The 12,294-nt window shown below is 61.7% G+C and carries 9 protein-coding genes; all 9 read right to left on the bottom strand.

What is annotated here, in order from left to right; all coding sequences use genetic code 11:
• Positions 1-363: 363 nt before the first annotated feature.
• The 9 genes from CXQ93_RS15400 to carA all read right to left on the bottom strand — a co-directional run bounded on the left by CXQ93_RS15400 (position 364) and on the right by carA (position 12,294).
• Positions 364-2,580 carry a primosomal protein N' gene (locus tag CXQ93_RS15400; protein ID WP_104111305.1) on the bottom strand — a complete coding sequence of 739 codons (2,217 nt, stop codon included), beginning with the start codon at positions 2,578-2,580 and terminating at the stop codon, positions 364-366.
• Between the two features lie 183 nt (positions 2,581-2,763).
• A complete protein-coding gene (gene metK / locus CXQ93_RS15395) occupies positions 2,764-3,966 on the bottom strand; it encodes a methionine adenosyltransferase (protein WP_104111304.1) in 1,203 nt (400 codons plus the stop codon).
• Positions 3,967-4,048: 82 nt separating this feature from the next.
• Positions 4,049-5,437, bottom strand: a complete 1,389-nt coding sequence (locus CXQ93_RS15390; protein ID WP_104111303.1) for a phosphopantothenate--cysteine ligase family flavoprotein — start codon at positions 5,435-5,437, stop codon at positions 4,049-4,051.
• Positions 5,438-5,468: 31 nt separating this feature from the next.
• Positions 5,469-5,726: a DNA-directed RNA polymerase subunit omega gene (gene rpoZ, locus CXQ93_RS15385; protein ID WP_044575390.1), complete on the bottom strand. Its 258-nt coding sequence runs from the start codon at positions 5,724-5,726 to the stop codon at positions 5,469-5,471.
• A gap of 74 nt (positions 5,727-5,800) precedes the next feature.
• Positions 5,801-6,424: a guanylate kinase gene (gene gmk / locus CXQ93_RS15380; RefSeq protein WP_104111302.1), complete on the bottom strand. Its 624-nt coding sequence runs from the start codon at positions 6,422-6,424 to the stop codon at positions 5,801-5,803.
• Positions 6,421-6,741: an integration host factor, actinobacterial type gene (mihF, locus tag CXQ93_RS21135; RefSeq protein ID WP_104111301.1), complete on the bottom strand. Its 321-nt coding sequence runs from the start codon at positions 6,739-6,741 to the stop codon at positions 6,421-6,423. Before mihF ends, gmk begins: the two co-directional genes overlap by 4 nt.
• Before the next feature lie 144 nt (positions 6,742-6,885).
• Positions 6,886-7,812, bottom strand: coding sequence for an orotidine-5'-phosphate decarboxylase (pyrF, locus tag CXQ93_RS15370; protein WP_104111300.1), 927 nt, complete (start codon positions 7,810-7,812; stop codon positions 6,886-6,888).
• Positions 7,805-11,113, bottom strand: a complete 3,309-nt coding sequence (gene carB, locus CXQ93_RS15365) for a carbamoyl-phosphate synthase large subunit (RefSeq protein ID WP_104111299.1) — start codon at positions 11,111-11,113, stop codon at positions 7,805-7,807. Before carB ends, pyrF begins: the two co-directional genes overlap by 8 nt.
• Entirely contained in the window at positions 11,113-12,294 is a 1,182-nt protein-coding gene (carA, locus tag CXQ93_RS15360; RefSeq protein ID WP_104111298.1) for a glutamine-hydrolyzing carbamoyl-phosphate synthase small subunit, read from the bottom strand. Before carA ends, carB begins: the two co-directional genes overlap by 1 nt.

The raw sequence follows: 12,294 nt of genomic DNA, 5'->3' as shown, positions 1-12,294 counted from the left end.
ATATCCGGGCATTATTGCTGGCCACCAGTGGGTAGATAACCTGACCGCTGGTGGGCAGAAACTCATGGCCCTTGACAGACGACCAAGCGCTGCAGGTCAAAGCATGCTGGGTGCTCAAAACCCCTCATAAGTCATCAATAGCTATGACGCCCGCTTTTACAACCCAACCACAGCATTCTCGAGACACTTCGGCACCGACGGCGGGTCAACGCCCCCTTCCGTTCCCGGATCTGGGTCAGCTACCGCAGCCAGCACCAGCTCTGGGAGCTCGCACATCATCCGACACGGTAACCGCACCAACTCACCATTGTCAGACCCATACGCAGCCTCTAAGAAAGTTTTAGTAACCTGTTGTGCCGTGTTTTAGAGGACGTCCAAACCATCGCATCGCACTTGGACGGGAGAGCCTACCCTGCGAGCCGCGTTGGACGCCTTCAAGGCACGCATACTGGCCGTGACGGTCGCCGCCATGGAGTAAGGAAAGAGCAGGATAGTCCGGTAATCGGGGGCATCCTCAGCATCGGCACCTCCAGCGCTCGAAGCACCCAGGTGCGCTGCCGCAACGGGCGCGGGTCCGATGCTGCGCACAGTATCCGGCAACTTCAATGCAGCCACAAACGCCTCCACGTCGCTTTCTTGCCCCGTCAACGAGGCCAGCCTCATGGCCGGCGGCAAGCCGAGTTGATGACGCAGCGCGAACTCTCGTTCTGCGTGCCCAGCAGGATCCCAGCGCACCAGCGCAGCCACCTCAGGAGACTCATCTGCGGTGACAACCACGATTCCGCCATCCTTAGCGGAGCGCACCAGCGCAGCCGCGTTCATCCACCGGCGCAGCGTTTCCTCGCCCGCACGCAATGACTCCCTCCGAAGCATGGAATCACCATCGAGCAAGAGCGCAGCCGCGTAGCCGTGAGAAGCCACCGGCTCGGCACCAATGGTGGCCACCACGATGGCCGGTTTATCCGGAACCATTGTTTTGATGTTGTCCCCGGAGGAGGAAATAACAGGCACCGATGGGAATGCCCGGCCTAGCTCTTCGGCAGTGCGCAAGGCACCCACGGTGATTGCCCGCAACTGATTGAACCCGCAGGTGTTGCAGCTGAAGGCATTCTCGGGCTGCCCACACCACTTGCAGGTCACCGCTACGGAGGCAGACCCAGCTGCACGGCTTTGCATAAGCGGGCCGGTGCAGTGCTGGCAGCGGGCCACTTCACGGCAGCGCTGACAGGCAAGTGCCGGCGCATACCCGGTCCTAGCTACCTGAACCAGCACCGGTCCAAACTTCAGAGCCGCCTTGGCAGTCTCCCAAGCCCGGTGAGGCAGACGCGCCATGGCCGCTGCAGGATCGCGTTCTTGTTCGAAGGAGTCCGAGGTGCTGATGACCCTGGCCGCGGCCTTACGCACCTCCGGACGGGCGGCAACAAGGTCCTGTGCCCAGCCCGTCGCAACGAGGCGTTGAGACTCGCTACTTCTACTGTGCCCGGCCATCAAGACAGCAGTATCTTCAATACTTGAACGAAGCAGCAGTACATCCCGGCTGTGCTGGTAGGGGGCGCGGCGTTCAACGTGCAGCTCATCACCGTCATCCCAGCAACAGACCAGGCCCAGATCCGCCACGGGTGCGTAGGCAGCCGACCGCGTGCCAATGACAATCTTTACGTCACCTGACAGGACGCGGAGGAAGTTGGCATAGCGGAGGCTGGGGCCGTCGTCGGCCGTTAGCTTGACGAAGCTGTCCGCTGGGAGCACCTGAGCGAAGGCATGATCCAACAGCTCAAGGTCCCGAAGATCCGGCACCACCACGATGGCTCCCCGACCCGACAGCTGACAATAGGCCACCACCTGAGCAAGCTGCCGGTGCCACGACACGGGACCGAATCCGTGAAGGGTCCCCAAGACAGCCTTGGGGCTATCTCCCATGGCAAGGCGGGTCAGAAAGTCCTCTGCATGCGGGTAATCACCGAAGAGGGAATGACCCGGCTTGGCAGCCGCCGGTGGCTCTAAGAGGGGCTCCAGATGGGGATCGTGGGCCACGGCTCCCCCGGTTCGGCTAGCATCGGCGCCTGCGTCAGCCCCTGACCCACCAGAACCTCCAGCAGCTCGCTCGGCAGCCTTCTTCAGGTACACCTTCTCCAGGCTGGCCACCCGGGGAGGAACGGCAACACGAAGCACATCTGCAACCGTGCCGCAGTAACGAGCCGCCACCTGATGCGCCAGCTCCAGCACCTGCGGAGCCAGCACAGGGACAGCGGAATACACGCGGCTGAGAGGAACTAAGCGCTCGCTCTCGGATACTGCCACGCGAGCAACCAGGAAACCATTGAGGTCCTGGCCGGAGAACTTCACGCGCACCCGCACGCCCGGCTGCGCCTCGGCGTCGAGCTCTAAGGGAACGGAGTAATCAAAGATCCGGTCAAGGTGCGGCAGCGGAGAATCAATGACAACGTGTGCCACCGGCAGAACAGGTGCCAGCACTACGCCGCTGTGCGGATCGGCCACGCGTTCTTTGGCCACAAAGCCACTAAGCAGGCTCAGCTGCACACCCTCGCCCGGGCCATCATGGTGAGCTGAATCAGCCATGGCATTCTCCTGCGATTGGTGGTGCGGCAAACCCGCCTGACTAAGCCCCAAGGGCTCACCCGCTTGGGCTTGCCCCTGAGGGCTTGAAATTTCAGCCGGAAAACTCGGCCTAAAACAAGCTAAGCACAGGCCACTGACAAAGTAGTCGGCGGGCTGTGCTCAGCTGTGGATAACAAAAAGCGATTATGCGTTGAAGTAAGCCTTCAAAGCATCGACGCGATCGAGGTTTTCCCAAGTGAAATCGGGATCGTTGCGGCCAAAGTGACCGTGAGCGGCCGTCTTGGCGTAAATGGGACGCTTGAGGTCAAGGCTGTCAATGATGGCCATGGGGCGCAGATCGAAGATGGCCGCAATGGCATCCTCGATGCGGCGCGGATCCACTGTTTCGGTGCCGAAGGTCTCAACGTAGACACCCACCGGGCGAGCCACGCCAATGGCATACCCGACCTGAATTTCCGCGCGTGAGGCCAGCCCTGCAGCCACAACATTCTTAGCAACCCAGCGCATGGCGTAGGCGGCGGAACGGTCAACCTTTGACGGGTCCTTACCGGAGAAGGCGCCGCCACCGTGGCGGGCCATGCCGCCGTAGGTGTCAACGATGATCTTACGACCGGTCAAACCGGCATCGCCCACGGGACCGCCCACCACGAACGGGCCGGCCGGGTTCAGGTACGTCTTCAGGCCGGAAACATCCAGACCTGAGGCTTCCATGACCGGAGCAATAACGAACTCGCTCAGATCGGCGCGCAGCTTGTCCAGCATGGTGCCTTCGGCGTGCTGACTGGAGATGACAACGGTATCGACCGAGACGGGCTTTTCGCCGTCGTACCCGATGGTCACCTGAGTCTTGCCATCCGGGCGCAAGTATTCCAGCAGGCCTGACTTGCGCACATCGGTGAGGCGCTCGGAGAGCCGGTGCGCCAAGAAGATGGGAGTGGGCATGTAGGAGGCTGTCTCATTGCTGGCGTAGCCAAACATGAGGCCCTGATCGCCGGCACCCTGGGAGTCGTACTTGTCCACGGCGGTGCCTTCACGGACCTCGAGGGCGTTGAAAACACCGTCGGAGATGTCCTGTGATTGCTGACCGATCGAGACGGACACGCCGCAGCGGGCGCCGTCGAAACCATTGGCCGAGGAATCGTAGCCAATGTCCAAGATGGTGTTGCGGACAATCGCCGGGATTTCCACGTACGCATTGGTGGTCACCTCGCCCGCCACATGAACCAGGCCTGTGGTGGCCATGGTCTCAACGGCGACGCGGGAGTCCGGGTCCTCGGCCAGCAGCGCATCAAGGATGGCGTCGCTGATCTGGTCACAAATTTTATCGGGGTGGCCTGCCGTCACGGATTCGGACGTAAATAGGCGCAGGGGGTTCACTGAAGTCACTGTTCTACTTTACTTTGGGATAGCGCGCCACCCATTGCTGTGAGACACGGTTTGTCATACATAGTGTGTTGCCGGTGAGCTGTTAGGTTCGCCCGAGCCGTTGTGCAATGACACGCACGACGGCGTCTGCCACCTGGCGCTTACTGCCTCCGGATTGCACGGGGGCGGCACCGTCAAGAGCCAAAATCTCCACGTGGTTGGTGTCCTGACCGAAGACCCGCTCGCTGCCGGAATCCCCCGGCCCAACTTCATTGACAACCAGCAAATCGCAGCCCTTGCGGCGCAGTTTCGCTTCAGCGTAGCTGCGGGCATCGGCTTCGTCGTCACCGGTTTCTGCAGCGAATCCAACGATGAGCTGTTGTTGGTTCTGCGCGGATCTGTGCGCCACGAGTTCAAGCAAGATGTCCGGGTTGCGGACCAAGGTAATGACGGGGTCCTCGACGTTGTCACGCTTTTTGATCTTGCCAGAGGATACGTTCGCCGGGCGGAAGTCCGCCACGGCAGCGGCCATGATGACCACGTCGGCCGAAGCCGCCGCTGCCAGAGTTGCCTTCCGCAATTCAAGCGCAGTCTCAATCGACTGCAGCTTGGCACCCGCGGGAGGGGGCACTTCCAGATGCGCATGGATCAAGGTGACGGTAGCGCCTGCGGCCAAGGCCGCTTGCGCCAGTGCCACACCCTGCTTGCCAGAAGACTTATTGCCCAAGAACCGCACTGGGTCCAGAGGTTCACGCGTTCCACCAGCAGTGATCAGCACGTGCATTCCGGTTAGCAGGCCAACTACATCCGCCGAAGACTCAAGCAGCGCGTCATCTCCCGGCTGATCCCCTACGCTAGGTGCGGTGTCCGCGGACGCCGGCAATCCGGCGTCGTGCTGTGCTTGCTGTGCCACAAGCTCAAGCGGAACCAAAGAATCAACAGCAGCCGTAGAAACGGCCGCCGTGTCGCCGTCAAGCAAGGCCATGGCAGCAGCAAAAATCGCTTCCGGCTCGGGCAGCCGGCCAGGACCGGAGTCCACTCCAGTCAGCCGCCCCACGGCAGGGTCCACAACGTGCACGCCGCGAGAGCGCAGTGTGGCAACATTGGCTTGCGTGGAGGCATGCGCCCACATTTCCGTGTGCATGGCCGGGGCAAAAAGCACCGGACCACGGGCCATCAGCAACGTGGTGGTCAACAGATCGTTGGCGTGTCCGCCAGCGGCCTTCGCCAAAAGATCGGCGGTGGCCGGGGCCACCACGATCAAATCGGCCTCATGGCCGATCCTCACGTGGTTGACCTGATCCACGGCGTCAAAAACATTGTTGGTGACGGGTCGCCCGCTCAGGGCCTCCCAGGTTGCGACGCCCACAAAATTCGTGGATGCGTCGGTGGGAATGACCGTGACCTGGTGGCCGGCCTCGGTGAAGAGGCGCAGCAATAAGGCTGCCTTGTAGGCGGCGATGCCGCCGCCTACGCCCAAGACAATGTTCAAGGTAGACACAGTGGGTTTGATCGAGCTGCCGTTACGCGGTCTCGACGGGAGTGGAAACCAGCAGGCCCTCGTCGATTTCACGGAAAGCGATGGAGAGGGACTTCTCGTTCAGCTTGGTGTCTACCAGCGGGCCAACGTACTCGAACAGGCCCTCGTGGAGCTGAGCGTAGTAAGCGTTGATCTGGCGTGCGCGCTTGGCACCAAAGATGACCAGTCCGTACTTCGAGTCGGCAGCTTCAAGCAGCGAATCGATCGAGGGATTGATGATGCCTTCGGGTTGTGTAGTCAATTACTTCTCCAAAAAATCGAAAGGGTGTCTTGCAGATCCAACACTGTAGACGTTTAACGGCCCACGTTGCTGGCTCAAGCAGTGTGGTGAGGGGTGAGCCCCATCAGTTCAACAAGCGCGGCTGCAGCCCGGCTGACATCGTCATTGACAATGACGTAATCAAATTCCGGGGCGGCAGCAAGTTCCAGTTTAGCGGTTTCCAAGCGGCGGTGCTGTTCTTCGGCCGTTTCTGTGCCGCGTCCCACCAATCGGCGGACCAATTCGTCCCAATTCGGAGGGCCTAGGAACACAAAATCAGCCTCGGGCATGGCTTCTTTCACCTGGCGTGCGCCCTGCAAATCAATTTCCAACAGCACCGATTTTCCAGCGGCCACAGCAGCCTGGACGGTGCTGCGCAAGGTGCCGTAGCGGTTCACGCCGTGGACAACCGCCCACTCGAGGAGTTCGCCGTCGGCCACGAGGGAATCAAATTCCTCCGCTGACCGGAAGAAGTAGTGCACGCCTTCTTCTTCACCCGGGCGTGCCGGGCGGGTGGTGGCTGAAACGGACAGCCACACATCCGGGTAGTTGTCACGAATGAACGTTGAGACAGTGCCCTTGCCGACGGCGGTGGGCCCGGCCAGAACCGTCACGCCGCTGTGCGGCTTGGTGCGGACGGTACTTTCAGACGGCACGGACGGCACAGATACTTCGCTCATGACTTTTTCCCAAGGTAGCTAATCAAGGCTCGGCGTTGGTGCACGCCCAAGCCACGCACCCTGCGCGTTGGGGCTATCCCCAGCTCGCTCATGATCACAGTTGCACGTACCTTTCCAATGCCCGGAAGGGCTTCCAATAAATCGCTAACTCTAAGTCTGTCCAAGGCAGGCTCGGCCGCAGCCGCATCAAGCACGTCGGCCACACTGGTCTGCCCTGTTTTTAAATCTAGTTTTATCTGGGATCTGACCGCCCGGGCTGCAATGGCCTTAATCCGCGCTTCTGCGCGTTGTTCATGCGAGAGGTGCGGCAAGTTCACGAAAAAGCTCCCTGATGACGGATATCCCCGGCGCGGATGGCGAACACAATAATAGTGTCGAACCTATCCGCACCGGGGATGCAAATCAATCTGCTGGCGCACTTGGCGCAGCCTGAGCAGCTGTTACAGCATGGCGTGCCGGAGTTACTTTAGCCCGGCGAGCGTTTGTGTGGTAGCTGCCCGCAGAGCCGCAATATCCGGTCCGGCAGCGAGGATGCCCCTGCTGGAAGTGCCCAGTACGGCGGGATAGGCAGCCCCGAAAGTGAGCGCCATGTCCGCCCCCGTGGCACCCTGCGCACCGAGGCCCGGAGCCAGAATGGGCCCGTGCAGCGCGGCCAAATCAATGCCGAGCTCACTCAGAGCACTACCAACGGTGGCGCCAACAACCAGTCCAACCGAACCCAGAGCCTGTTCGGCGTAACGGCGATTCTCCTGCGCGGCCGCTTCGACAATGCGCTTGGCCACCGACTCGTTTCCGCCGACGTGCTGAACGGAGGCGCCCTCGGGGTTGGACGTCAATGCGAGAACAAACACACCCCTACCATTTGCTGCCGCAAGATCCAGCGCCGGACGCAGCGACTCAAAACCCAGATACGGGCTCAAAGTCACCGAATCGGCTGCAAGAGCAGATCCATCACGCAGCCAAGCGTCGGCATAGCCGGCCATGGTGGAGCCAATGTCTCCACGCTTGGCATCCGCGATACTCAGCACCTCGGCCTCCGCAGCGGCTGCCAACAGTTCCTCCAGAACCGCCATACCAGCAGAACCGTGACGCTCGTACAGCGCCACCTGCGGCTTGATGGCCGCAGCAAGAGGCTCAACTGCTTCCAGCACTGTCAGCGAAAAGCTTCGCAGACCCTCGACGGAATCCTCAAGGCCCCAGGCTGCTAGCAGTCCCGGGTGCGGGTCGATACCCACACACAAAGGACCGCGGGCGAGCATCGCCGCGGCGAGCCGCGCACCAAATCCCCTGATCGCTCCCCCGTCTCGCAAGCTCGCCGCGGGGCCCTCGCGATCGGGGGCCCCAGCAGCGCGGCCGTCGTGATCCTGTGGTGCATTGTTGTTAGGCATTCGCAGCTGCCTGACCTGCCGCCAGAACCTTGGCGTGTTCCTGCAGGCTAGTGACATCCCACTCGTAAGTGCGCAGTGCCTCCATGGCCTGGACTGCCACGTTGAACTCAGCCACCGTGGTGATGCAGGGCTTGCCGATGGAGACGGCTGCCGCACGGATTTCGTAACCGTCGCCACGAGCCTCGCCACCTGAAGGGGTGTTGAAGATCATGGCGATCTCGCCGTTGTTGATCAGGTCAACAATGGTGCCTTCACCGGTTTCGGAGACGCCCTCACCGATCTTGCGAACGATGGTGGACTCGATGCCGTTGCGACGCAGCACGTCCGCGGTGCCTCCGGTGGAGACGATTTCGTAGCCCAGATCGGCCAGGCGCTTGACGGCCATGATGATGGAGCGCTTGTCACGGTTGGCCACCGAGACGAAGACCTTGCCTTCGAGCGGCAAGGCGCCGTTGGCGGCCGCCTGGCTCTTGGCAAAGGCAGTGTCGAAGTGCTTGTCAATGCCCATAACTTCACCGGTGGAACGCATTTCCGGGCCCAGCAGGGAGTCAACAACGTGACCCTCCACGGTGCGGAATCGCGCAAATGGCATCACGGCTTCCTTGACAGCAACGGGGGCGCTGTCCGGGAGGGTGCCGCCGTCGCCAATTTCAGGCAGGATGTGGTGCACGCTGCGCAGGTGGGCGATGGACACGCCAACACCAATCAGCGCGGCTGCCTTGGCCATCTGCACGCCGGTTGCCTTGGAAACGAACGGGACGGTGCGTGAGGCACGCGGGTTGGCCTCAAGTACATAGAGGATGTCTGCGGCCAGCGCGAACTGAATGTTGATCAGGCCGCGGACGCCTACACCTTCAGCGATGGCACGGGTTGCCTTCCGGACGCGCTCCTGCACGTCCTTGCCCAAGGTGATGGGAGGCAGCACACAGGCCGAGTCACCCGAGTGGATGCCGGCTTCTTCAATGTGCTCCATGATGCCGCCAAGGTACATGTCCTTGCCGTCGAAGAGAGCGTCGACGTCAATTTCGATGGCGTCTTCCAGGAACCGGTCAATCAGGACCGGGTGGGCCTCGGTGATTTCAGTGGCGTTCTTGATGTAGCGGGACAGATTGGCCTCGTCGTAGACGATCTCCATGCCGCGGCCGCCCAAAACGTAGGACGGGCGGACCAGCACGGGGTAGCCGATTTCGTCGGCGATCTTCTTGGCGTCGTTGAAGGACACGGCAGTGCCATTCTTGGGCGCAATCAAACCGGCGTTGTCCAGCACGCGCGAGAACATGCCGCGGTGCTCGGCCAAATCGATGGCTTCCGGGGAAGTACCCAAGATGGGCACACCGGCGTCGGCCAGTTCTTGTGCCAACTTCAGCGGGGTCTGGCCGCCCAGCTGGACGAACACGCCCAAAACGCCGCCGGTACGCTCTTCAGCGGCAATGACCTCGAGGACGTCCTCAAGGGTCAGCGGCTCAAAGTACAAGCGCGTGGAGACGTCGTAATCGGTAGAGACGGTTTCCGGGTTGCAGTTGACCATGACTGTCTCATAGCCGGCCTTGCGCAGAGCCATGGAGGCGTGCACGCAGGAGTAATCGAACTCGATGCCCTGGCCAATACGGTTCGGACCCGAGCCGAGAATGATGACTGACGGCTTCTCGTGCAGCGCAATCTCATCCTCTTCGTCGTAGGAAGAGTAGTGGTACGGGGTGTAGGCGTTGAACTCGGCCGCGCAGGTATCAACCGTCTTGTACACCGGGCGGATGCTCAGAGCCTGGCGCACGCCGCGGACAACAGCCTCGGAGTTGTTGGTCAGGGCACCGATCTGGGCGTCAGAGAAGCCGTGGCGCTTGGCCAGCTTCAGCATTTCCGGGGTTAGGGCGGTGGACTTACGGATGGTTGCCGAAACCTCGTTGAGAAGAACCAGCTGATCCAGGTACCAGGGATCGATACCGGTGGCTGCGTACAGCTCTTCGATGGTGCCGCCGCCGAGCAGGGCACGCTGCACCTGAGCCAGGCGATCCGTGGTGGGGCGCTTGGCTGCCTCGATCAAATCCGGGACATCCAGGGCGTTGACCGACGAGAAGTCCAGGCTGGCGCCCTTCTGCTCCAAGGAACGCAAGGCCTTCTGCAGGGCCTCCGTGAAGTTACGGCCAATGGCCATGGCCTCGCCAACACTCTTCATGGTGGTGGTCAGCGTGGGGTCCGCCGCCGGGAACTTCTCAAACGCGAAGCGCGGAACCTTGACAACCACGTAGTCCAGGCTGGGCTCAAAGGAGGCCGGCGTCTTCTGCGTGATGTCGTTCGGGATCTCGTCCAAGGTGTAGCCCAAGGAGAGCTTCGTGGCGATCTTGGCGATGGCGAAGCCTGTTGCCTTCGACGCCAGGGCCGAGGAACGGGACACGCGCGGGTTCATCTCAATGACGACGACGCGGCCAGTGTCGGGCTCAATGGCGAACTGGATGTTGCAACCACCAGTGTCAACGCCAACCTCGCGGATGACGGCGATGGAGATGTCACGCAGGTTCTGGTATTCGCGGTCCGTCAGGGTCATGGCCGGGGCCACAGTGATGGAGTCACCGGTGTGAACGCCAACCGGGTCAAAGTTTTCGATGGAGCAAACAACCACGACGTTATCGTTCTTGTCGCGCATCATCTCCAGCTCGTATTCCTTCCAGCCCAGGATGCTCTCTTCAAGCAAAACCTCGGTGGTGGGGCTGTACTGCAGGCCCTGGCCCACAATGCGTTCCAAGTCCGACGGCGTGTACGCCAGGCCGGAGCCCAGCCCACCCATGGTGAATGAGGGGCGGACGACCATGGGGTAACCCAGGTCTTCAGCGGCGGTGTACGCCTCTTCCATGGTGTGGATGATGTGGCTGCGTGCTGATTCAGCACCGCAACGCTCAACGACACCCTTGAACTTTTCGCGGTCTTCGCCGAGCTCAATAGCCGCGATGTTCGCGCCGATCAGCTCGACGTTGTACTTTGTCAGCACACCGTTCTTATCCAGCGCGATGGCGGCGTTCAACGCGGTCTGGCCACCGAGGGTGGGCAGGATGGCGTCGGGGCGCTCCTTGGCGATGATCTTCTCGATGACCTCGGGGGTGATCGGCTCAACGTAGGTGGCGTCGGCGAACTCGGGATCGGTCATGATGGTGGCCGGGTTGGAGTTGACCAGGATGACCCGCAGGCCCTCCTCCTTCAGAACACGCAGCGCCTGGGTGCCGGAGTAATCAAACTCGGCAGCCTGGCCAATCACGATCGGGCCGGAGCCAATGACCAAAACTGATTTGAGATCTTCCCTCTTTGGCATTACTTGTTTTCCTGGCTCTGTGCGGTCTTGCTAGCGGTCATAAGAGTGATGAACCTGTCGAACAGGTAGGCGGCGTCGTGCGGGCCGGCCGCGGCTTCGGGGTGGTACTGCACCGAGAAGGCGGGGATGTCCAGGCAGGAGAGGCCTTCAACAACCTGATCGTTGAGGCTGATGTGGCTGACCTCAACGCGGCCGAAGCGCTCTTCGGGGGCCTGGGTGGGTCCATCTAGCGGGGCATCAACGGCGAAGCCGTGGTTCTGGCTGGTGATTTCCACCTTGCCGGTGCTGCGGTCCATGACGGGCTGGTTGATGCCGCGGTGGCCGTAACGCAGCTTGTAGGTGCCGTAGCCCAGGGCGCGGCCCAGGATCTGGTTGCCGAAGCAGATGCCAAAGTACGGCACGCCAGCGTCCAGGAAGCTGCGGACGAAAGTCACCTGGCGGTCGGCCGTGGCGGGGTCACCGGGGCCGTTGGAGATGAAGACGCCATCGGGGTTCAGCGCGGAGGCTTCTTCGAAGGTGGTGGCTGCCGGCAACACGTGCACACGCACGCCACGCTCGGCGAAGCGGGTGGGCGTCATGGCCTTGATGCCAAGGTCCAGGGCTGCGATGGTGAACAGCGGCTCACCCTCCCAGCCGTGAGCGGAAGGCTCGACGACGTATGCCTCGTCGACGCTGACCTCTTCAGCCAGGCGCAGACCTGCCATGGACGGCTGTGCCAAAACCTGGGCCAGCAGCTCGGCTTCTGGAGCGGATGCGTCGGCGCCGGAGAAGATGCCGGCCTTCATGGCGCCACGCTCGCGCAGGTGGCGGGTGATGGCACGGGTGTCCACACCCTGGATGCCAACGATCCCCTGGTTGGTGAGCTCGTCGTCGAGCGTTCCCTCGCTGCGCCAGTTTGACGGGCGGCGGGCGGCGTCGCGAACAACGTAACCGGCAGCCCAGATCCGAGTGGACTCATTGTCTGCCTTGTTCACACCGGTGTTGCCGATGTGCGGTGCCGTCTGAACAATCAACTGACGGGCGTAGGAAGGATCCGTCAAGGTTTCCTGGTAACCGGTCATGCCGGTGGTGAAGACTGCCTCGCCCAGGGCCGTGCCCTGCGCTCCGTAGCTGGTGCCACGGAAAGTGCGGCCGTCTTCCAAGACCAAAAGTGCCTGTGCAGGCATAGTTGCATCACTCAT

It is taken from the genome of Arthrobacter sp. N199823 (assembly GCF_002929705.1).
GTDB lineage: Bacteria > Actinomycetota > Actinomycetes > Actinomycetales > Micrococcaceae > Specibacter.
The sequence above is the reverse complement of the archived record's forward strand: the minus strand, read 5'-3'. Positions and strand labels throughout refer to the sequence as shown.

Bases quoted from the DNA above. Each gene is read 5' to 3' on its own strand.
- CXQ93_RS15400 (WP_104111305.1), bottom strand. From the start codon at position 2,580: ATGGCTGATTCAGCTCACCATGATGGCCCGGGCGAGGGTGTGCAGCTG.
- gmk (WP_104111302.1), bottom strand. From the start codon at position 6,424: ATGAGCGAAGTATCTGTGCCGTCCGTGCCGTCTGAAAGTACCGTCCGC.
- pyrF (WP_104111300.1), bottom strand. From the start codon at position 7,812: ATGCCTAACAACAATGCACCACAGGATCACGACGGCCGCGCTGCTGGG.
- carB (WP_104111299.1), bottom strand. From the start codon at position 11,113: ATGCCAAAGAGGGAAGATCTCAAATCAGTTTTGGTCATTGGCTCCGGC.
- carA (WP_104111298.1), bottom strand. From the start codon at position 12,294: ATGAGTGATGCAACTATGCCTGCACAGGCACTTTTGGTCTTGGAAGAC.